The following is a 21280-nucleotide window of genomic DNA, read 5'->3' on the forward strand; positions in this document are numbered from 1 at the left end:
GAGGGTTGCTCCTTGTTGGACGTTAACAATTTTGAATTTATGAAAATCGGGCTCGCTTCCCCGGAAAAAATTCGTTCTTGGTCCCGCGGAGAAGTTAAAAAACCGGAAACCATTAACTATCGTACATTGAAACCGGAAAAAGAGGGTCTCTTTTGCGAACGTATTTTTGGACCGCAAAAGGACTGGGAATGTCACTGTGGTAAATACAAACGCGTCCGTTATAAGGGCGTAGTGTGCGACCGCTGCGGCGTGGAAGTTACCCGCGCTAAAGTCCGCCGCGAACGTATGGGCCACATTGAACTGGCTGCTCCTGTATCTCATATCTGGTATTTCAAAGGTATTCCAAGCCGTATGGGTCTGGCGCTTGATATGTCTCCTAGATCGCTCGAAGAGATTATCTACTTTGCATCTTATGTTGTAACTGATCCAGGGGAAACTCCGCTGGAGAAGAAGCAACTGTTGTCCGAGAAAGAATACCGCAGCTACCGTGAGAAATACGGTTACGGATTCCAGGCCGGCATGGGTGCAGAAGCTGTCAAAAAGCTGCTTCAGGATATCGACATCGATAAAGAACTGGAATTCCTCAAAGAAGAGCTGCGTACCGCTCAAGGACAGCGCCGCAACCGGGCGATTAAACGTCTGGAAGTCATTGAGGCCTTCCGCAATTCCGGCAACAAGCCTGACTGGATGATCATGGATGTTCTCCCGGTTATCCCTCCGGAGCTTCGTCCAATGGTTCAGCTCGATGGCGGCCGTTTTGCTACGTCTGACCTTAATGACTTGTACCGCCGTGTAATTAACCGGAACAACCGTCTGAAAAGACTGCTGGACCTCGGCGCACCTGACATTATCGTTCAGAATGAGAAACGGATGCTTCAGGAAGCTGTAGATGCCCTGATTGACAACGGCCGCCGCGGCCGTCCTGTAACAGGACCAGGTAACCGTCCGCTCAAATCGCTCAGTCATATGCTTAAGGGTAAACAGGGGCGTTTCCGCCAGAACTTGCTCGGTAAACGTGTTGACTATTCCGGCCGTTCGGTTATCGTTGTAGGACCTTACCTGAAGATGTACCAATGCGGTCTTCCTAAGAAGATGGCACTGGAGCTGTTCAAACCGTTCGTAATGAAAGAACTGGTTAACAAAGGGCTTGCCCACAACATAAAGAGCGCGAAGCGCAAGGTTGAGCGCGTAAGTCCTGAAGTATGGGATGTGCTTGAAGAGGTAATCAGAGAGCATCCGGTTCTGCTGAACCGTGCCCCTACGCTGCACAGACTGGGTATCCAGGCATTCGAACCGATTCTGGTAGAAGGTCACGCAATCCGTCTTCACCCGCTCGTATGTACGGCTTACAATGCCGACTTTGACGGTGACCAGATGGCGGTACACGTTCCTCTGTCTGCTGAGGCTCAAGCTGAAGCACGTATTCTCATGCTGGCATCCGGTAACATTCTCAACCCTAAAGACGGCAAACCTGTCGTTACTCCTTCCCAGGATATGGTCCTTGGTACCTTCTACCTGACCATGGACAACAAGGAAGAGAAGGGTACCGGAATGATTCTGCGCAATGTGAACGAAGCAGTCTCTGCATATCAGCGCGGAACGGCGGGTCTGCATGCACGTGTGGCCATCCCTGCTAAGGCTCTGGGTAAAACCAGCTTCACAGAAGCGCAGCAGAATGCACTGCTGATCACAACTGTGGGTAAGATTATCTTCAACGAGATCTATCCAAGCAGCTTCCCGTATATCAACGAAGCTACCAAAACTAACCTGCTGCAGGGAACTCCTGAGAAGTACTTCATCTATGAAAAGGGTGCGGATGTCCGCGAACTGATCATGGCTGCTCCGGAGGCCAGTGCTGTAGGTAAAGAATATCTGGGCCTCATTATCGCCCGCTGCTTTGAGACGTATCACACTACCAAGACTTCAGTGATTCTGGATAAAATTAAGCAACTAGGCTTTACGTACTCTACACGTTCCGGTGTTACGGTTGCCGTATCGGATGTTATCGTGCCTGAGGAAAAAGCTACCATCCTTAAGGAATCCGAAGCTAAGGTTGATGTGGTTGCGAATCAATACCGCCGCGGTCTGATTACCAATGATGAGCGGTATGACCGCGTTATCGAGATTTGGTCGAAGACCAAGGATGATTTGACTAACGTATTGCTTAAATCGATGGACCGCTTCAACTCCATCATGCTCATGGTCGATTCTAAGGCGCGTGGTAACAAATCGCAGATCACCCAGCTCGGTGGTATGCGTGGTCTGATGGCAACACCTTCGGGCCGAATCTTTGAATTGCCAATCAAAGCGAATTTCCGTGAAGGCCTAACCGTCCTCGAGTACTTTATCTCCACTCACGGAGCGCGTAAAGGTCTGGCCGATACAGCGCTGCGTACAGCGGATTCTGGGTACCTGACACGCCGTCTGGTTGACGTAGCGCAGGATGTTATTGTCCGTGAAGAAGATTGCGGTACTGATAAAGGCTTCATGGTTAGCCGGATTCAGGATGGTAAAGAAGTCATTGAGGATCTCTACGACCGTATTGAAGGCCGTTATTCCTTCGAGACCGTCCGTCATCCGGAGACGAAGGAAATCATCGTTCACCGTAATGATCTGATTGATTCAGATAAGGCTGAAGAGATCGTGAATGCTGGTGTTACCAAGCTGCAGATCCGCTCTGTACTCAGCTGCCGTGCCCGTCACGGTGTCTGCAAGAAGTGCTACGGACGTAACCTGGCAACAGGTAAATTCGTGGAAATCGGGGAAGCTGTCGGTATTATTGCCGCACAATCCATCGGTGAACCGGGAACACAGCTTACCATGCGTACATTCCATACCGGTGGTGTAGCCGGAGACGATATCACGCAAGGTTTGCCGCGTATCCAGGAGCTATTTGAAGCCCGTAACCCTAAAGGTCAGGCTACAATCAGTGAGATTGACGGGGTAGTTAAGGAAATCCGTGAAACCAAGGACCGCCGCGAAATCGAGGTCCAGGGTGAAGCAGAGTCCAAGACGTATTCCATCACTTACGGCTCCCGTCTGCGTGTCAGCGAAGGCCAGGAGATTGAGGCCGGCGATGAATTGACAGACGGTTCAATTGACCCTAAAGAAATGCTGCGTATCAAAGGGATCCGCGGGGTACAGAACTACATTCTGCAAGAAGTACAGCGTGTATATCGTAACCAGGGCGTTGAAATCAATGATAAGCACATTGAAGTTATGATCAAGCAGATGCTGCGCAAAATCCGCATTATCGATGCCGGAGATACCAGTCTCCTGCCGGGTGCATTTGCGGATATTCATGAATATGAAGCAGCCAACAAGGAAGCTATTCTTTCCGGAAATGAACCCGCAGTCGCCAAACCGGTTCTGCTCGGGATCACCAAGGCATCCCTGGAAACTGATTCATTCCTGTCTGCGGCATCCTTCCAGGAAACTACCCGCGTCTTAACAGATGCAGCTATTAAGGGTAAAGTGGATAAACTGCTCGGTCTGAAAGAGAATGTAATCATCGGTAAGCTGATTCCTGCAGGTACAGGCATGAATCGTTACCGTAATGTGAAGTTGAGCGACCCGAATGCTGAAAGCAGTGAAGAAGCTTTAGAGCCGGTACCCGCTGAATAATTGAATACTCATGGCAAGCAGTATCAGCGTCACGCAGTGTTTTGGCGTGACGCGGCTGTCTGCTGTGATTATTAATAAATTTATTGTCGTTTTTCTTGACATCATGTGCTGAGGATGCTAATATGTCTAAGGTGCGTGAGTAGTCTTGTCATTCTTATTCAGTGGAGGTAATGGTTTTCATGACTGATGACAGAGGGTTACAGGATGCTCAGGTCAAGATCGGTTCCAAGCAAACCGTCAAGGCGGTGGAGTTGGGCCAAGCCGCAGAAGTCTATGTGGCAGAGGACGGAGATCAACGGCTTACTTCCAGAATTGTAATGCTTTGCAACAAACAAGGTGTGAAGGTCACGTATGTGGACACAATGCTGAATTTGGGCAAGGCCTGCGGTATAGAAGTTGGTGCTGCGATGGCAGCCGTCTTAAAACAATAGCAGCAAGAGAACGTTTTTGTACCGGGGTACACTTCGGCAGCAAGGACTTTTCATTTGTCTTTTTATGAACCACCTGGGTCTGTGGACTTAATGTTTGTAAATTGACTATCATTTCAGGAAGGGGGTGGCACAACATGCCAACTATCAATCAATTGGTTCGTAAAGGCCGTCAAGCCAAAATCGAAAAATCCAAATCTCCCGCTCTTCAAAAAGGGTTCAACGCCCTCAAGCGTGAGGCTACAAATTTGAGCGCTCCGCAGAAACGCGGTGTATGCACTCGTGTAGGCACAATGACTCCACGTAAACCGAACTCAGCACTTCGTAAGTATGCCCGTGTTCGTCTGACGAACCGTCTTGAGGTGACTGCTTATATTCCGGGGATCGGACATAACCTTCAAGAGCACAGTGTAGTATTGCTGCGCGGAGGTAAAGTTAAGGACCTTGCAGGAGTTCGTTACCACATCGTTCGTGGTGCACTGGATACTGCAGGTGTTGCTAACCGGATGCAGGCTCGCTCCAAGTACGGTGCGAAACGTCCTAAAGTCAAGAAATAAGATGAGCTTATCAGAATAATAACCATATAAGAAAGGGGGATATCCATGCCACGCAAAGGTCCAGTTACTAAAAGAGATGTATTGCCAGATCCATTGTATAATAGCAAGTTGGTTACTCGTTTGATCAACCGTATTATGCTGGGTGGTAAAAGAGGTGTCGCTCAAAGCATTTTGTACAATTCGTTCAAGTTGATTCAAGAACGTACAGGTAAAGAGCCGATGGAAGTTTTCGAAGCAGCCATCAAGAATATCATGCCTGTATTGGAAGTTAAAGCTCGTCGTGTCGGCGGTGCTAACTACCAAGTACCTATTGAGGTTAAACCTGAAAGACGTACTGCTTTGGGATTACGTTGGCTTGTAAACTACTCACGCAACCGTGGTGAGAAGACTATGGAAGAGCGTTTGGCGGCTGAGATTATCGATGCTTCCAACAACACAGGCGCTTCCGTTAAGAAACGTGAAGATACACACAAAATGGCTGAAGCGAACAAAGCGTTTGCTCACTACCGCTGGTAGGATTGCAGTCGTTCAAATAACTTCTATTTTGGAAGGAGATCCATTTCATGTCAAGAGAGTTCTCCTTAAAAAATACACGTAATATCGGGATCATGGCACATATTGATGCTGGTAAGACTACTACCACAGAGCGGATTCTTTTCTACACAGGCCGTACGCACAAAATCGGTGAAGTTCACGAGGGTGCTGCTACAATGGACTGGATGGAACAGGAGCAAGAGCGCGGAATCACGATTACTTCCGCTGCTACAACCGCTGCTTGGAAGGGTCACCGCATCAATATCATTGATACCCCAGGGCACGTTGACTTCACTGTTGAAGTTGAACGTTCCCTTCGTGTATTGGATGGGGCAGTTGGTGTATTTAGTGCGAAAGAGGGCGTTGAGCCTCAGTCCGAAACCGTATGGAGACAGGCTGACCGTTACGGCGTTCCCCGGATCGCATATGTGAACAAAATGGATATCATCGGTGCAGACTTCCTGAACGTTATCGACAGCATGCGTGACCGCCTGCAAGCCAATGCAGTTGCCATTCAATTGCCGATTGGTGCCGAGAACGACTTCACAGGAATCATTGACCTTGTTGAGCAGAAAGCTCACATCTTCAAGGATGACCTGGGTCAGAACATCGAAGTTACTGATATTCCTGCTGAATTCTTGGAGCAAGTTGAGACTCTGCGTACTGAACTGATTGAGAAGGTTGCAGAACTTGACGAAGATCTGACTATGAAGTATCTGGAAGGCGAAGAAATCACTGTGGCCGAGATCAAAGCTGCACTGCGCAAAGGCGTATGTGAAGTTAAGGTCTTCCCTGTAATTGTCGGATCCTCCTACCGTAACAAAGGCGTTCAGCTCATGATGGATGCTGTTGTTGATTACTTGCCATCCCCACTGGATGTACCGGCTATTCAAGGTCATCTGGAGGACGGTACAGAAGCGGTTCGTCACTCTTCGGACGAAGAACCATTTGCTGCACTGGCATTTAAAATCATGACAGACCCTTATGTGGGTAAACTCACGTTCTTCCGTGTATACTCCGGTATCCTGGAATCCGGTTCTTATGTAGTTAACGCTACTAAGAACAAGCGTGAGCGTATCGGCCGTATTCTGCAGATGCATGCGAACAGCCGCCAAGAAATCTCCATCGTATACGCTGGTGATATCGCGGCAGCCGTTGGTCTGAAAGATACAAGTACAGGCGATACACTCTGTGATGAGAAACATCCGGTTATCCTGGAGTCCATGAACTTCCCTGATCCGGTTATCGAAATCGCAGTTGAACCAAAAACCAAAGCTGACCAAGATAAATTGGGTGTTGCTCTCGGAAAGTTGACTGAAGAGGATCCTACTCTTCGTGCTCATACTGATGAAGAAACAGGCCAAACGATCCTGGCAGGTATGGGTGAGCTTCACCTGGATATTATCATCGACCGTATGCGCCGCGAATTCAAGGTAGAAACCAACGTGGGTAAACCACAGGTTGCTTACCGTGAGACATTCAAAGCACCAGCACGCGTTGAAGGTAAATTCGTTCGCCAATCCGGCGGTCGCGGTCAGTATGGTCACGTGTGGGTTGAGTTTGAACCTCTCGAACCGGGTACTGGCAGCCAGTTCGAAAGTAAAGTTGTCGGTGGTTCTGTACCTAGAGAATACATCGCTCCTGCACTTGCCGGTATTGAAGAGCAAATGAAAAACGGCGTTATTGCAGGCTTCCCGCTTGTAGACGTTAAAGCTACCATCGTAGATGGTTCCTATCATGATGTTGACTCCAACGAAATGGCATTCAAAATTGCCGGCTCGATGGCACTCAAAGCAGCTAAAGACAAGTGTAAGCCTGTCCTGCTTGAGCCAATCATGAAAGTGGAAGTAACTGTTCCTGAGGAATACATGGGCGATGTAATGGGTATGCTGAACTCCCGTCGCGGTCGGATCGAAGGTATGGATTCCCGTGGTGGTGCGCAGATTATCCGTGCAAAGGTGCCTCTTTCCGAAATGTTCGGATACTCCACAACACTCCGTTCCGGTACTCAGGGACGCGGCGTATTCTCAATGGAACTTTCTCACTATGAAGAAGTGCCTAAATCCATTGCTGAAGAAATCGTAGCCAAGAACAAAGGCGGAGAATAAGCTTAATTTTTAACTTGCCGTCCGGGTATAACACTTAAGTCACCTTAGAATTGCAAATAGGCGGACGGCTCAAATATATGGACCCCACAATAAGGAGGAACTGTTCAAATGGCAAAGGCAAAGTTTGAACGTAACAAACCGCACGTTAACATTGGTACTATTGGTCACGTCGACCATGGTAAAACAACTCTGACTGCTGCAATCACAACTGTATTGTCCAAAAAATACGGTGGTGCTGCTGTAGCATTCGACCAAATCGATAAGGCTCCTGAAGAACGCGAACGCGGTATCACTATCTCCACCGCTCACGTTGAATATGAAACTCCTAACCGTCACTACGCTCACGTAGACTGCCCTGGACACGCCGACTATGTTAAAAACATGATCACTGGCGCAGCGCAAATGGACGGAGCGATCCTGGTTGTATCCGCAGCTGACGGCCCTATGCCACAGACTCGCGAGCACATCCTGCTGTCCCGTCAAGTAGGCGTTCCTTACATCGTTGTATTCCTGAACAAATGCGACATGGTTGAGGACGAAGAGTTGCTTGAATTGGTTGAAATGGAAGTTCGCGATCTGCTTAGCGAATACGACTTCCCAGGCGATGACACTCCAATCGTTCGCGGTTCAGCTCGTGAAGCTCTGCAGAACCCTGATGGCGAGTATGCACAGAAGATCGTTGAAATGTTCGAAACGATCGACACATACATCCCGCTTCCAGAACGTCAGACTGACAAGCCTTTCTTGATGCCTGTCGAAGATGTATTCTCCATCACTGGCCGCGGTACTGTGGCAACTGGTCGCGTAGAACGCGGAACAGTTAAAGTCGGAGAAGAAATCGAAATCGTTGGTATTCACGAAGAGAAGAAAAAATCCGTTGTTACCGGCGTAGAAATGTTCCGTAAATTGCTCGATTCCGCACAAGCGGGCGACAACATCGGCGCACTGCTGCGTGGTGTAGACCGTAACAACATCGAGCGCGGTCAAGTATTGGCTAAGCCAAACTCCGTTAACCCGCACACTGAGTTCACTGCTCAGATCTACGTTCTGACAAAAGAAGAAGGCGGACGTCACAAACCATTCTTCACTGGTTACCGTCCACAGTTCTACTTCCGTACAACAGACGTAACTGGCATCATCAACCTGCCAGAAGGTACTGAAATGGTTATGCCTGGTGACAACATCACCGTAACTGTTCAACTGATCTCCCCAATCGCTATTGAAGAAGGTACTAAATTCTCCATTCGCGAAGGCGGACGTACAGTTGGTGCCGGTTCCGTAGCTTCCATCCAGAAGTAATTCAGGCTATATCCATTAGGATAGACTGAATATAAGTCAGGCCCCCTTCATTAGAAGGGGGCCTGTTTTGTTATGATAAAGTTTATGAATTAGATTTCTTTCGCATACTCCGCACTAGGCAGCTTGGACAGTACGACATATAGGCTAGAAGGGGAAGAACTATTATTTGTATAAGCGAAGGACTCGTCACCGGCAATGTAGATAGTCTCTCCTTGGATGAAGGAGAACTCTTCCTCATTAACATGGATTGCACCGTCTCCGTGTAAGGCGAGGATATATACATCTGCTCCGGGGTGTTTATGAAGAGGTAGCTTCTGCCCAGGCATGAAGTTGAGCACGAATACAACACTATCCCCTTTTTGGAAAATGATCTTTTTGGTAAAGCGCTCCTCCTGATACTGTACTGCCTCAGCTAATGTTTTCTTTTCCATTATAAATCCCTGCTTTCATTATATTGTATTATTTAAAGCTTAACTTCATACTCGCAATGCTCATGACCGGTGACATTACATTTGATCTCTTTAACTGAAACCTTGCGGCCGAGAATCCGGCACAGCGCACCTTCAATGATGGCTCCCTGCAGATCACAGACCATTTTTTCATCTTCAAGGGAAGGCAGTCCTTTGCAGAAACAATCGTCAACAGCAATATTAATTCTGCGTTCATCGGAATGAACTATACGTGTAATCCCGATTTTAAGCTCCTCAAAGATCTGCAGCAGCTCTTCCACGGAATGGACAGGCAGGCTCTCGCCGATCTTTCTGCCAATGGTAACAGTCGTTCCCTTTCCGCCTAACGGCAATCCCTGGTTCATTCCAATTAGACGGATCGTCCGGAATAGTTCAAGGGGTACCATGTTGCCCAGAGTTGTTCTATCCATCTGGCGCATATCCTCAAAAGTGTATTGCTGCAAGCCCATCAACTCCTTTTCTCTCTATGAACTTATTGTATAGCCAGCCGGTACGTTAATCCTTGATATAGATCAAGTTTAATGAAAATCTGTGCGTCCAGTCACCCGGTAGGGCTTCGATCATTGATATGGTGGGATAAGCGACAGTAAAGGAGGAATGATGTATGGATTGTAATACGTGCAGCTCTCATGCCTGTGTGCGCCAGGTTCCGGTATTCAGGAGCTTATCTGATGAAGAATTGGTTATCATAGAATCAATCACAGAATCTCATTCATATAAAAAGGGCAGCCAGGTCTGCAGAGAAGGAGAGCCGTCTGAAGCCTTGTACGTAGTGAAGAGCGGTCTTATCAAACTGACGAAGAACAGTAAAGAAGGCAAGCAGCACATTGTCCGCTTTCTTTTCCCGGGAGATTATTTCGGGCAGTTTGCCCTGCTTCATAATAAAAATAATGATGTAACGGCAGAGATTATAGAGAGCGGAGTGGTCTGCCGGATGCACCGGAAGGATTTCATTCCCCTGCTGGAGCAGAATGCGGGCCTGGCGTTTAGTTTTCTGATGTCAGTCAGTGAGCAGTTGCATCTGGCGGAAGAAACAGCAGGGGCGCTACATATGTTGGAAGTGGAAAAACGGTTAGCCCGGCTTCTGGTCTACTTGTATACGAGAAATCTGCCAGAGCCAGCAGTGACCATGCAAGACTTGAGATACTCGGTTGATCTCCCTTCGGCGCAAAAAGAAGTGGCAGCGATGATCGGCACTACTGCCGAGACCCTAAGCCGTAAGCTGAACAAGCTGGAAGCGCTGAAGATCATTGCTATGCATAAAAGAACTGTGAATATTCTGGAGATGGAGGCTCTAATTCAGCTCGCTGAAATCAGTAATTAATAATTTTCAGATAAAACCTTTAGTTTTTTAACTTTTTTTCTGGAAAAGGTGATTTGTTTTGCAAAGGCTCTTGCAATATAGCCGCCTATTAGATATAATAATAAATGTTGTTCTGAGACGTTGCGATGATGTGAGAGGTTACTGACACACCCGGCCCCTTTGCCATGAGGTCGACGTCAGAAAATTTTCGCGGAGTATGTCCGATAATAAATTGGGCGATAGAAGGAGGGACTAAAATGGCAAAGCAAAAAATTCGTATTCGCTTGAAAGCATACGACCACAGAATTCTTGATCAATCCGCAGAGAAAATCGTTGAAACAGCAAAACGTTCGGGTGCTGGTGTATCCGGGCCGATTCCGCTGCCAACTGAGAAGCAAATCATTACCATTCTCCGTGCGGTACACAAGTACAAGGATTCCCGTGAACAGTTTGAGCAACGGACTCACAAACGTTTGATCGATATTGTGAACCCAACACCACAAACTGTGGATGCCTTGATGCGCTTGGATCTACCGTCCGGTGTAGATATCGAAATCAAATTGTAATTCATTAAGTAACCAGGAAAAGAAAAGAGGTGTCAACATTGAAAGGTATCTTAGGAAAAAAACTCGGTATGACTCAAGTGTTTACTCCAGAAGGTAACGTAATCGCGGTTTCTGTTATCGAAGCTGGACCTTGTGTGGTACTGCAAAAGAAAGACCTGAATATCGACGGATATGAAGCAGTGCAGTTAGGTTTTTCCGATAAAAAGGAAAGTCGCTCTAACAAGCCTGAACAGGGTCACGCCAAAAAGGCAAATGCAACACCTAAGCGCTACGTTCGCGAAATTCGCGGTGTTGACCTCGGGTCACTCGAGGTTGGACAAGAGCTTAAGGCTGACATCTTCGCTGAAGGCGAGTTTGTTGACGTAACAGGTACTTCGAAGGGTAAAGGCTTCCAGGGTAACATCAAACGCTGGGGACAAAGCCGCGGACCAATGGCACACGGATCGCGCTACCACAGAAGACCGGGCTCGATGGGTTCCATCCAGGCTAACCGTGTTCCTAAGGGCAAACGCCTGCCAGGACATATGGGTCACACAACCGTAACGGTTCAAAAGCTTGAAATCATCCGGGTTGACGTAGAACGTAATGTACTGCTGGTTAAAGGCGCTATTCCGGGCCCTAAAAACAGCTTCGTGAAAGTTAAAGAAACCGTTAAGAAATAATTACTGAAGAAAGGAGGAACATGAAATGCCAAAAGTAACACTTTTCAATACTAGTGGTAACGAAGTTGGCGAAGTTGAACTGAGTGATTCAGTTTTCGGTATCGAACCGAATGTACATGTGCTGCATGAAGCTGCACTTATGCAAAGAGCTTCCCTTCGTCGCGGTACACACAAAGTAAAAGGACGCTCTGAAGTACGTGGCGGCGGACGTAAGCCTTGGAAACAAAAAGGTACAGGTCGTGCTCGTCAAGGCTCCATTCGTTCTCCACAATGGAAAGGCGGCGGCGTAGTCTTCGGACCAACACCACGCAGCTATTCCTGGAAATTGCCTAAGAAGGTTCGCCGGTTGGCCATCAAATCCGCGTTGTCCTCAAAAGTACTTGAGAATGACATTATCGTATTGGATAGCTTGACTCTGAATGCTCCGAAGACGAAAGAATTCGCAGCGATTCTGAACAATCTTAAAGTGGGCAGCAAAGCCCTGATCGTAGCTCCTAGCTATGATGACAATGTAGCACTTTCCGCTCGTAACATCCCTGGGGTGAAATTCGTAGCGGCTGACGGCATCAATGTTCTTGACGTACTGACGTACGACAAACTGATCATCACTAAAGAAGCAGTTCTGAAGGTAGAGGAGGTGTTCGCGTAATGAAAGATCCTCGTGATATAATTAAGCGTCCAGTGATTACGGAACGCACATCCGAATACATGAGCGAACTGAAGTACGCTTTTGAAGTGGATATCCGTGCTAACAAGACCGAAATCAAAAAAGCTGTCGAGGCTATTTTTAAAGTAAAAGTCGTTAGTGTGAACACAATGCGCGTACCTGGTAAACTGAAACGTTACGGCAAATATTCCGGTTATACTCCGGAGTGGAAAAAAGCCATCGTGAAGCTTAGCCCGGACAGCAAGCCGCTTGAGTTCTTTGAAGCGGTAGAATAATACTCTTAAAGTAAGGAGGAAACTATAGTGCCAATCAAAAAGTACAAACCGACCTCTCCGGCAAGACGCAACATGTCTGTGTCTACGTTTGAAGAAATCACAACAAACCAGCCAGAGAAATCGTTGCTGTCCCCGCTGTTCAAGCATGCCGGACGCAACAACCAAGGTAAAATTACGGTTCGTCACCATGGCGGCGGACACAAACGTAAATACCGTATCATCGACTTCAAACGGACTAAAGACGGCATACCAGGTAGCGTTGCTACAATCGAGTATGACCCGAACCGTACTTCCAATATTGCTTTGATCCACTATGCTGATGGAGAGAAACGTTATATCATCGCTCCTAAAGGCCTTAAAGTTGGGGACAAAGTTGAGTCCGGTCCTACTGCGGATATCAAAATTGGTAACAGCCTTCCGTTGATCAACATCCCGGTAGGTACAGTTATCCACAATATCGAGTTGAAACCAGGCAAAGGCGGACAATTGGTTCGTGCTGCCGGTACTGAAGCTCAGTTGCTGGGTAAAGAAGATAAATACGTATCTGTTCGATTGAACTCTGGTGAGGTTCGCAGAATCCTCAGCGTTTGCCGTGCGACTATCGGAGCCGTAGGTAACGGAGATCACGAGCTGATCAAGATTGGTAAAGCCGGACGCAGCCGCTGGCTCGGACGTCGTCCTGAAGTACGCGGTGTTGTCATGAACCCTAACGATCACCCGCACGGTGGTGGTGAAGGCCGCGCTCCAATCGGACGGAAATCGCCAATGTCACCTTGGGGCAAACCAACCCTCGGCTACAAAACGCGTAAGAAAAACAAAGCATCTGATAAATATATCGTTCGTCGCCGCACAAAATAAGACGCTTCAGGCAAGTTAATTAAGCGCGAAGCGTCGATTCGCGGTTTTGAAGAACCGGATGAAGGGAGGATTCACACATGGGTCGCAGTTTAAAGAAGGGGCCGTTCATCGATGGCTACCTGCTGAAAAAAGTTGAGGATTTGAACGAGACAGACAAGAAAGTCGTAGTAAAAACCTGGTCCCGTCGCTCAACCATTTTCCCTCAGTTTATCGGACATACGTTTGGTGTATATGACGGCCGCAAACACGTGCCTGTATACGTAACAGAAGATATGGTAGGTCACAAGTTGGGCGAGTTCGCGCCAACACGTACTTACAAAGGCCACGCGGGTGACGATAAGAAAACCAGAAGATAATTAACGTCTTCGTTTGAGAGGAGGGAAAACAATGGAAGCAAAAGCACATGCAAGATCGGTGCGGATTTCCGCTCGTAAAGCGAAACTGGTTGTTGACTTGATTCGCGGCAAGCAAGTGGGGGAAGCAATTGCAATTCTTCGCCACACTCCGAAGTCCGCTTCTCCGGTTGTTGAGAAGCTACTGAACTCGGCGATTGCGAACGCTGAGCATAACTACTCTATGGACGTGAACAGCTTATTCGTAAGCGAAGTTTTCGTTAACCAGGGTCCTACAATGAAACGTTTCCGTCCGCGCGCCATGGGCCGCGCAAGCCGGATCAATAAACGTACCAGCCACATTACTTTGGTGGTATCTGAGAAATAAGGAGGGATAACACGTGGGTCAAAAGGTAAATCCAGTCGGACTCCGAGTCGGTATTATTCGCGATTGGGAATCAAAATGGTATGCAGGCAAAGATTTCGGTACTCTTTTAATGGAAGACGTCAAAATCCGGGAATACCTTAAAGGCAAGTTGAAAGATTCCTCTGTTTCCCGCATCGAGATCGAAAGAGCGGCAAGCCGAGTGAACGTTACAATTCACACTGCCAAGCCAGGTATGGTAATTGGTAAAGGCGGAGCAGAAGTAGAAGTACTTCGCAGCGCAGTTACAGCTATCGCCGGCGGTAAGAAAGTGCACATCAACATCAATGAAATCAAACACCCTGAACTGGATGCTATTCTTGTTGCTGAAAGCATTGCACAACAGCTGGAACGTCGCGTATCGTTCCGTCGTGCTCTGAAACAAGCGATTCAAAGAACTATGCGTTCCGGCGCAAAGGGTATTAAAACTCAGGTTGGCGGACGTCTTGGCGGCGCTGAGATTGCCCGTTCAGAAGGTTATAGCGAAGGAACAGTTCCACTTCATACGCTTCGTGCTGATATCGATTACGGAACAGCTGAAGCACATACAACTTACGGCCGTATCGGCGTAAAAGTATGGATTTATCGTGGAGAAGTTCTTCCCCCAGCTAAGAAACAAGCTGCTCAGGAAGGAGGCAACTAATCATGTTGGTACCAAAGCGCGTTAAACACCGCAAGCAACAACGCGGTCACATGAAGGGTATGGCAAAAGGCGGAACCGAACTTAACTTCGGGGAATTCGGTTTGCAGGCACTGGAGCCATCTTGGATCACTAACCGTCAGATCGAAGCTGCACGTATCGCAATGACACGTTACATCAAACGTGGCGGTCAGGTTTGGATCAAGATTTTCCCGGATAAGCCAATCACTCAGAAGCCTCTCGAGGTTCGTATGGGTAGTGGTAAAGGTAACGTTGAGAAATGGGTAGCTGTAGTTAAACCGGGTAAGATTATGTTCGAACTCGGAGGCGTGTCGGAAGAAATCGCTCGTGAAGCGATGCGTCTTGCCGCTCACAAGCTGCCTGTAAAGACTAAGTTTGTGAAACGTGAAGAATTGGGTGGTGAAGCAAATGAAAGCTAATGAACTTCGCAACTTAACCACTGCTGAGATTGAACAGAAAATCGCCGGTTTCAAGGAAGAACTTTTCAATCTCCGTTTCCAATTGGCAACAGGCCAACTGGATAACCCGACTCGGATTCGTGATGTGCGTAAGGAAATAGCTCGTGCTAAAACCGTTATCCATCAAAGAGTACTTGGGATTAGTTAAGTGACGGCGGATGCATAATCCGTAATCAGGAAGGAGGCTAATTATGAGCGAAGAACGTAATGCACGTAAAGTGCTGATCGGTAAAGTAGTCAGCGACAAAATGGATAAAACCATCGTAATTGCTGTTGAAACCTATAAAAAGCACAATCTGTATCACAAACGCATCAAGTCCACGAAGAAATTCAAGGCACATGATGAAGAGAATGTAGCTAAAATTGGTGATGTCGTGAAAGTCATGGAAACACGTCCATTGTCGAAGGACAAACGCTGGAGACTGGTTGAAGTGGTTGAAAAAGCGGTAATCATCTAAGACATGAAGCAAATCCCTTTCCGGAAGGAGGAAAAAAATAATGATTCAACCATTTACACGTTTGCATGTGGCTGACAACTCTGGTGCGAAGGAACTGATGTGTATCCGCGTACTGGGTGGTACTGGACGCCGTACAGCAGCAATCGGCGATCTGATCGTTTGTTCCGTTAAACAAGCAACACCAGGCGGCGTTGTCAAAAAAGGTGATGTTGTTAGAGCGGTAGTTGTTCGTACAAAACGTTCGGTACGCCGTAAAGATGGATCTTACATCGCATTCGACGAAAATGCAGCTGTTGTTGTTAAAGACGACAGAAGCCCGCGCGGAACACGTATCTTCGGACCAGTTGCTCGCGAACTTCGCGACAAGGACTACATGAAGATCGTTTCCTTGGCACCGGAAGTAATCTAAAAATCCGAGTGATACTCGGTTGTACTTGAAAAGGTAGTTATAGGAGGTGTAATCAATGCCTAGAGTTAAAAAAGTTCTGGAATCCCATAACAATAAACTGCACGTGAAAAAAGATGATGTGGTGCTTGTGATCAGCGGGAAAGACAAAGGTAAAAAAGGCCGTGTCATCGCTGCTTATCCTCGTGAAAACCGCGTCCTGGTAGAAGGCGTGAACATGGTGAAGAAACACCAGAAGCCTAACCAGTTGAATCCGCAAGGCGGAATCATCGAGCAGGAAGCTTCGATCCATGTGTCCAACGTAATGCACATTGATCCGAAGAGCGGGAAAGTTACGCGCATCGGCTATAAAGTACTAGATAACGGTAAGAAGGTTCGGGTAGCAAAAAGATCCGGAGAGATTATCGACTAATACAGTCCTAATGAAAGGAGGTAAATCTTCATGGCAGCAAGAATGAAAGAACGTTATCTGAATGAAATCACACCATCTTTGATGCAGAAGTTTAACTACACAACAGTTATGCAAGTGCCTAAGATCGAGAAGATCGTCATCAACATGGGTGTAGGTGACGCTGTTCAAAACTCCAAAGTACTTGACGCTGCAGTTAACGATATGCAACTGATTTCTGGTCAAAAGCCGGTTATCACCAAAGCAAAGAAATCCATCGCCGGTTTCAAACTGCGCGAAAATATGCCGATCGGGGTTAAAGTAACACTGCGCGGCGAGCGTATGTATTACTTCCTGGATAAATTGATCAACGTAACGCTTCCACGCGTTCGTGACTTCCGTGGTGTTTCCAGCAAAGCCTTCGATGGCCGCGGTAACTACACACTGGGTCTTAAAGAACAATTGATCTTCCCTGAAATTGAGTATGACAAAGTGGATAAGGTTCGCGGTATGGACATCGTTATTGTAACGACTGCTAAGACGGACGAGGAATCCCGTGAGCTGCTGAATCAGCTGGGAATGCCTTTCACAAAATAAGAATCATCCATTTCTCCGAAAATGTTTAGGAGGTGTCAGGCTAAGTGGCAAAGACTTCAATGAAAGTTAAACAACAACGCGAGCCTAAGTTCAAAGTACGTGCATATACACGTTGCGAGCGTTGCGGTCGTCCACATTCGGTACTGCAAAAGTTCAAAATTTGCAGAATTTGTTTCCGTGAATTAGCTTATAAAGGCCAGATCCCTGGCGTGAAAAAAGCAAGTTGGTAAGAAGTTTATAAACGGGAAGGAGGTTTACACACATGACTATGTCTGATCCTATTGCAGATATGCTTACTCGTATTCGTAACGCCAACACTGTGCGTCACGAGACAGTAGAAATGCCTGCTTCTACTATGAAAAAACAAATCGCGGACATCTTGAAGCGTGAGGGCTTCATCCGTGATGCTGAATTCGTTGAAGATAGCAAACAAGGGATTATCCGTATTTTCCTGAAATACGGCCCAAGCCAGGAACGTGTTATCACTGGTCTGAAAAGAATCAGTAAACCAGGTCTTCGCGTATACACGAAGAGCAATGAAGTTCCTCGTGTACTCGGTGGCCTTGGAATCGCGATTATCTCCACATCTAAGGGAGTTATGACCGACAAAGAAGCTCGTCAATCTAAATCCGGCGGAGAAGTTGTCTGCTACATTTGGTAATAAACGTCACAAGATAAGGAGGTGCAACACATGTCTCGTATTGGTCGCAAACCAATCGCAGTACCTAGCGGTGTAGATGTCACTTTGGACAACACCGTTATTACAGTAAAAGGTCCTAAAGGCACTTTGACTCGTGAGCTTCATAAAGACATGAAGATTACAGTTGAAAATAACGAAATCACTGTTGTTCGCCCGTCGGACAACAAATTGCATCGTTCACTTCACGGCACAACCCGCTCCGTTGTCAACAACATGGTGAGTGGTGTGACTGAAGGTTTCTCGAAATCTCTGGAACTGGTTGGGGTCGGATATCGTGCAAGCAAATCCGGAGATAAAATCGTATTGAACGTTGGTTACTCCCACCCGGTTGAAATTACACCGGAAGCGGGTATCGAGTTCGATGTTCCTGCGAACACGAAGATCATCGTTAAAGGGATTGACAAAGAACGCGTTGGCGCTTACGCTGCCAAAATCCGTTCCGTACGTGAACCTGAGCCATACAAAGGTAAAGGTATCAAATATGAAGGCGAGCGTATCATCCGCAAGGAAGGTAAAGCTGGTAAGAAGAAATAACCAGCTCTACCTTAATTGTAAGATACCCCGTGCATCTTAAAGTGAAGCTGTTTACGGCAAACTGAAGGGAGTGAAAGGGAAGTCATGATTACAAAAGAGGATAAAAACAAGGCACGTCTCAAAAGACACCTGCGTGTTCGTAAGAAGATCCAGGGTACTACTGAGCGTCCACGTTTGAATGTGTTCCGTTCTGCGAAACACATCTACGCTCAACTGATTGATGATGTGAACGGCGTTACTATCGTATCTGCCTCCACACTTGATAAGGAATTGAGTGCTACAATCGGAAATGGCGGCAGCGTTGAAGCTGCAAGCAAAGTAGGTCAATTGATCGCTGAGCGCGCTAAAGAAAAGGGTCATGCAGTGGTTGTATTTGACCGCGGTGGATACTTGTACCATGGACGGATTCAGGCTCTGGCTAGCGCAGCTCGCGAAGCTGGTCTTGAATTCTAGAATATTTCTAAAAGGAGGTTAACGACTTGCGTGTAGATCCGAACAGTTTAGAACTGACAGAAAGAGTTGTACACATCAACCGTGTTGCAAAAGTTGTAAAAGGCGGACGCCGTTTCAGCTTTAGTGCACTTGTTGTTGTGGGCGACGGCAACGGCTACGTTGGTGCTGGTATCGGTAAAGCCGGCGAAGTTCCGGATGCCATCCGTAAAGGCATTGAAGACGCCAAGAAAAACCTGATCCACATTCCAATCGTAGGAACATCGATTCCTCACCTGGTTACTGGACATTTCGGCGCAGGACGCGTTCTGCTGAAACCAGCATCCGAAGGTACCGGCGTTATCGCTGGTGGACCGGTTCGTGCGGTGCTTGAATTGGCAGGCGTTGGCGATATCTTGACAAAATCTTTGGGTTCTTCGAATTCCATGAATATGGTCAATGCTACTTTAGAGGGTCTTTCCCGTCTGAAGCGCATTGAAGAGGTCGCGAAGCTTCGCGGCAAATCTGTCGAAGAATTACGCGGTTAAGGAGGGGAACGTCAATGGCTAAATTGCAAATTACCCTCGTACGCAGTGTAATTGGACGTCCAGAAACACAACGTGTTACTGTTAAGACGCTCGGCCTGCGCAAAACCAACTCGTCCGTGGTTCACAACGACACTCCTGCAATTCGCGGAATGATCAACAAAGTGAGCCACTTGCTGTCCGTTACTGAAATTGAAGGCTAATAGCCTCGAATAAATTAACAAACATAAGGAGGTGCAAACGATGAAGTTACATGAACTTGCTCCAGCTCCTGGATCACGGAAAGAACGCAACCGCGTTGGTCGTGGACCAAGTAGCGGTAACGGTAAAACTTCGGGCCGTGGTCATAAAGGTCAAAACTCCCGTTCCGGCGGTGGTGTACGTCCAGGCTTCGAGGGTGGACAAAACCCACTCTATCGTCGTCTGCCTAAACGTGGTTTCGTCAATCCTACCCGTAAAGAGTACGCGATTGTGAACCTGGAAGATCTGAATAGCTTTGCAGAAGGAACAGAAGTAACTCCTGAGCTTTTGCTTGAAACTGGTGTTGTCAGCAACACTAAGAGCGGCATCAAGATTCTCGGCAACGGTGAACTGGCTGTTAAATTGACTGTCAAAGCAAATAAGTTCTCTCAATCTGCGGTAGAGAAAATCGAAGCTGCCGGCGGTAAAACCGAGGTGATCTAATGTTCAAGACGCTTAAGAATATATGGCATGTTGAAGATTTGCGCAAAAAGATCCTGTTTACCCTGTTCGTTCTGATCATTTACCGCATCGGTTCGTTTGTACCGGTTCCCGGTGTGAACAAAGAAGTACTGGAATCAACAAATCAGGGCGGAGACGCTTTGATGGGTCTTTTGAACACCTTCTCGGGCGGAGCGCTCAAAAACTTCTCGATTTTTGCGATCAGCATTTACCCGTATATTACAGCATCCATCATCGTTCAATTGCTTTCGATGGATGTTGTTCCTAAGTTTGCCGAATGGGCTAAGCAAGGGGAACACGGGAAAAAGCAGCTGGCGCAAATTACGCGTTACGGCACAGTAGTGCTAGGTTTGATTCAAGCGTTTGCCACATCTATCGGGTTTAACCGGATTTATGGCACTGAGATGATTCCAAATGCAACCTTTGCGGATTACCTGCTTATTGCGATCATATTGACGGCGGGTACATCGTTCTTGATGTGGTTAGGTGAGCAGATCACTGAAAAGGGTATAGGAAACGGGATTTCGATCCTGATTTTTGCGGGAATCGTCGCCGCCTTTCCGGGATATATCACCACTACGGCGCAATCAAGCTTTATCCAGCCGGGTCAGATGTTCCTGAATATTCTTAAAGTCGTTATTGTACTGATCGTGGTTGTTGCGATTATTGTCGGGGTGATCTTTGTTCAACAAGGTATCCGTAAAATCCCTGTACAATATGCCAAACGCGTAGTCGGTAACAAAATGTACGGTGGACAGAATACGCACATTCCGCTTAAAATTAATGCGGCTGGTGTAATTCCTGTTATCTTCGCCGTTTCGCTGCTTCAATTCCCGGTCGTTTTATCGAGCTTCTGGTCCACCCATGCTTGGGCTAAATGGGTCTCGGCCAATCTGGATCATACCAAGCCGCTCGGCATGCTGCTGTATGTAGTCATGATCATCGGATTTACGTTCTTCTATACGTTCGTCCAGATGAACCCGCAGCAAATGGCTGACAATATGAAAAAGAATGGCGGATACATTCCAGGTATACGTCCAGGTAAGGCTACTGAGAAATACCTGACTAGAGTAATGTCGCGTCTGACGATGTCCGGTGCGCTGTTCCTGTCATTAATCTCTGTACTGCCAGTATTATTTGGATCGTTATCCGGGTTACCGAAGCAAGTGCAGATTGGTGGTACGGCACTGCTGATCGTTATCGGTGTTGCACTGGATACCATGAAGCAGATCGAGAGCCAATTGATCAAACGCCATTACAAAGGCTTCATCAATAAATAGGCGATAGGTTCCGGT

The 21280-nt window shown here is 47.3% G+C and carries 31 protein-coding genes; 29 read left to right on the top strand and 2 right to left on the bottom strand.

The annotated features are described in order from the left end of the window. Positions 1–12: 12 nt before the first annotated feature. From rpoC to tuf, 6 genes are all read left to right on the top strand, one after another. The gene (gene rpoC / locus NSU18_RS23075; protein ID WP_341016377.1) at positions 13–3624 is read left to right on the top strand and encodes a DNA-directed RNA polymerase subunit beta'; all 3612 of its coding nucleotides are present in this window, start codon (positions 13–15) and stop codon (positions 3622–3624) included. 179 nt (positions 3625–3803) lie between these two features. After that, the gene (locus NSU18_RS23080) at positions 3804–4055 is read left to right on the top strand and encodes a ribosomal L7Ae/L30e/S12e/Gadd45 family protein (RefSeq protein ID WP_036692367.1); all 252 of its coding nucleotides are present in this window, start codon (positions 3804–3806) and stop codon (positions 4053–4055) included. Between the two features lie 134 nt (positions 4056–4189). Continuing rightward, entirely contained in the window at positions 4190–4609 is a 420-nt protein-coding gene (gene rpsL / locus NSU18_RS23085; RefSeq protein WP_036721853.1) for a 30S ribosomal protein S12, read from the top strand. Between the two features lie 45 nt (positions 4610–4654). Continuing rightward, positions 4655–5125 (top strand): 30S ribosomal protein S7, encoded by a 471-nt coding sequence (gene rpsG, locus NSU18_RS23090; protein ID WP_020427074.1) that lies wholly within the window; start codon positions 4655–4657, stop codon positions 5123–5125. A gap of 47 nt (positions 5126–5172) precedes the next feature. Beyond that, positions 5173–7251, top strand: a complete 2079-nt coding sequence (fusA, locus tag NSU18_RS23095; protein WP_341016378.1) for an elongation factor G — start codon at positions 5173–5175, stop codon at positions 7249–7251. Positions 7252–7359: 108 nt separating this feature from the next. Continuing rightward, a complete protein-coding gene (gene tuf / locus NSU18_RS23100; RefSeq protein ID WP_341016379.1) occupies positions 7360–8550 on the top strand; it encodes an elongation factor Tu in 1191 nt (396 codons plus the stop codon). 89 nt (positions 8551–8639) lie between these two features. Here tuf and NSU18_RS23105 read toward each other — a convergent pair whose 3' ends face one another. Beyond that, on the bottom strand, positions 8640–8981 hold the full coding sequence (locus tag NSU18_RS23105; protein ID WP_341016380.1) for a cupin domain-containing protein: 342 nt from the start codon (positions 8979–8981) through the stop codon (positions 8640–8642). A gap of 32 nt (positions 8982–9013) precedes the next feature. Further along, a complete protein-coding gene (locus NSU18_RS23110) occupies positions 9014–9430 on the bottom strand; it encodes a V4R domain-containing protein (protein ID WP_341150161.1) in 417 nt (138 codons plus the stop codon). A 194-nt stretch (positions 9431–9624) separates the two neighbouring features. On the opposite strand from NSU18_RS23110, the gene NSU18_RS23115 reads away from it, so the two are divergent. The 23 genes from NSU18_RS23115 (at position 9625) to secY (ending at position 21265) form a co-directional block, all read left to right on the top strand. Beyond that, positions 9625–10344: a Crp/Fnr family transcriptional regulator gene (locus tag NSU18_RS23115; RefSeq protein ID WP_341016382.1), complete on the top strand. Its 720-nt coding sequence runs from the start codon at positions 9625–9627 to the stop codon at positions 10342–10344. Positions 10345–10580: 236 nt separating this feature from the next. Continuing rightward, positions 10581–10889, top strand: coding sequence for a 30S ribosomal protein S10 (rpsJ, locus tag NSU18_RS23120; RefSeq protein ID WP_017692074.1), 309 nt, complete (start codon positions 10581–10583; stop codon positions 10887–10889). A gap of 38 nt (positions 10890–10927) precedes the next feature. Beyond that, positions 10928–11551, top strand: coding sequence for a 50S ribosomal protein L3 (gene rplC / locus NSU18_RS23125; RefSeq protein ID WP_341016383.1), 624 nt, complete (start codon positions 10928–10930; stop codon positions 11549–11551). Positions 11552–11576: 25 nt separating this feature from the next. Further along, the gene (gene rplD / locus NSU18_RS23130; RefSeq protein ID WP_036721837.1) at positions 11577–12200 is read left to right on the top strand and encodes a 50S ribosomal protein L4; all 624 of its coding nucleotides are present in this window, start codon (positions 11577–11579) and stop codon (positions 12198–12200) included. Beyond that, complete coding sequence (gene rplW / locus NSU18_RS23135; protein ID WP_019908225.1) at positions 12200–12493, top strand: 50S ribosomal protein L23; 294 nt, start codon at positions 12200–12202, stop codon at positions 12491–12493. The genes rplD and rplW overlap by 1 nt, the downstream gene beginning before the upstream one ends. Positions 12494–12520: 27 nt before the next feature. Next, positions 12521–13351: a 50S ribosomal protein L2 gene (gene rplB / locus NSU18_RS23140; protein ID WP_341016385.1), complete on the top strand. Its 831-nt coding sequence runs from the start codon at positions 12521–12523 to the stop codon at positions 13349–13351. Positions 13352–13428: 77 nt separating this feature from the next. Continuing rightward, entirely contained in the window at positions 13429–13707 is a 279-nt protein-coding gene (gene rpsS, locus NSU18_RS23145; protein ID WP_036692395.1) for a 30S ribosomal protein S19, read from the top strand. Positions 13708–13738: 31 nt separating this feature from the next. Then, on the top strand, positions 13739–14071 hold the full coding sequence (gene rplV, locus NSU18_RS23150; protein ID WP_019908228.1) for a 50S ribosomal protein L22: 333 nt from the start codon (positions 13739–13741) through the stop codon (positions 14069–14071). Between the two features lie 13 nt (positions 14072–14084). Beyond that, positions 14085–14750 (top strand): 30S ribosomal protein S3, encoded by a 666-nt coding sequence (rpsC, locus tag NSU18_RS23155; protein WP_341016387.1) that lies wholly within the window; start codon positions 14085–14087, stop codon positions 14748–14750. 2 nt (positions 14751–14752) lie between these two features. Then, positions 14753–15187 (top strand): 50S ribosomal protein L16, encoded by a 435-nt coding sequence (gene rplP, locus NSU18_RS23160; protein WP_020427064.1) that lies wholly within the window; start codon positions 14753–14755, stop codon positions 15185–15187. After that, entirely contained in the window at positions 15177–15374 is a 198-nt protein-coding gene (gene rpmC, locus NSU18_RS23165) for a 50S ribosomal protein L29 (protein WP_019908232.1), read from the top strand. The genes rplP and rpmC overlap by 11 nt, the downstream gene beginning before the upstream one ends. Before the next feature lie 43 nt (positions 15375–15417). After that, positions 15418–15684, top strand: coding sequence for a 30S ribosomal protein S17 (gene rpsQ / locus NSU18_RS23170; RefSeq protein ID WP_036692400.1), 267 nt, complete (start codon positions 15418–15420; stop codon positions 15682–15684). A gap of 40 nt (positions 15685–15724) precedes the next feature. After that, entirely contained in the window at positions 15725–16093 is a 369-nt protein-coding gene (rplN, locus tag NSU18_RS23175; protein WP_036680556.1) for a 50S ribosomal protein L14, read from the top strand. Positions 16094–16148: 55 nt separating this feature from the next. After that, positions 16149–16502, top strand: a complete 354-nt coding sequence (gene rplX, locus NSU18_RS23180) for a 50S ribosomal protein L24 (RefSeq protein ID WP_019908235.1) — start codon at positions 16149–16151, stop codon at positions 16500–16502. Positions 16503–16532: 30 nt separating this feature from the next. Continuing rightward, positions 16533–17075, top strand: coding sequence for a 50S ribosomal protein L5 (gene rplE / locus NSU18_RS23185; RefSeq protein ID WP_209878863.1), 543 nt, complete (start codon positions 16533–16535; stop codon positions 17073–17075). A gap of 44 nt (positions 17076–17119) precedes the next feature. Beyond that, positions 17120–17305, top strand: a complete 186-nt coding sequence (locus NSU18_RS23190) for a type Z 30S ribosomal protein S14 (protein WP_036589425.1) — start codon at positions 17120–17122, stop codon at positions 17303–17305. A 32-nt stretch (positions 17306–17337) separates the two neighbouring features. Next, the gene (rpsH, locus tag NSU18_RS23195) at positions 17338–17736 is read left to right on the top strand and encodes a 30S ribosomal protein S8 (RefSeq protein ID WP_036692403.1); all 399 of its coding nucleotides are present in this window, start codon (positions 17338–17340) and stop codon (positions 17734–17736) included. 30 nt (positions 17737–17766) lie between these two features. After that, positions 17767–18309, top strand: a complete 543-nt coding sequence (rplF, locus tag NSU18_RS23200; RefSeq protein ID WP_341016390.1) for a 50S ribosomal protein L6 — start codon at positions 17767–17769, stop codon at positions 18307–18309. A gap of 84 nt (positions 18310–18393) precedes the next feature. Then, the gene (gene rplR, locus NSU18_RS23205; RefSeq protein WP_341016391.1) at positions 18394–18762 is read left to right on the top strand and encodes a 50S ribosomal protein L18; all 369 of its coding nucleotides are present in this window, start codon (positions 18394–18396) and stop codon (positions 18760–18762) included. Between the two features lie 26 nt (positions 18763–18788). Further along, complete coding sequence (rpsE, locus tag NSU18_RS23210; protein ID WP_036652980.1) at positions 18789–19286, top strand: 30S ribosomal protein S5; 498 nt, start codon at positions 18789–18791, stop codon at positions 19284–19286. A 14-nt stretch (positions 19287–19300) separates the two neighbouring features. Continuing rightward, a complete protein-coding gene (rpmD, locus tag NSU18_RS23215; RefSeq protein ID WP_019908243.1) occupies positions 19301–19486 on the top strand; it encodes a 50S ribosomal protein L30 in 186 nt (61 codons plus the stop codon). 40 nt (positions 19487–19526) lie between these two features. Beyond that, positions 19527–19967 (top strand): 50S ribosomal protein L15, encoded by a 441-nt coding sequence (gene rplO, locus NSU18_RS23220; protein WP_036692409.1) that lies wholly within the window; start codon positions 19527–19529, stop codon positions 19965–19967. Then, the gene (gene secY / locus NSU18_RS23225) at positions 19967–21265 is read left to right on the top strand and encodes a preprotein translocase subunit SecY (RefSeq protein WP_036721825.1); all 1299 of its coding nucleotides are present in this window, start codon (positions 19967–19969) and stop codon (positions 21263–21265) included. Before rplO ends, secY begins: the two co-directional genes overlap by 1 nt. Positions 21266–21280: the final 15 nt, after the last annotated feature.

Origin of the sequence: Paenibacillus sp. FSL H8-0048, from assembly GCF_038002825.1 — a bacterium.
Classification (GTDB): Bacteria; Bacillota; Bacilli; order Paenibacillales; family Paenibacillaceae; genus Paenibacillus_AQ.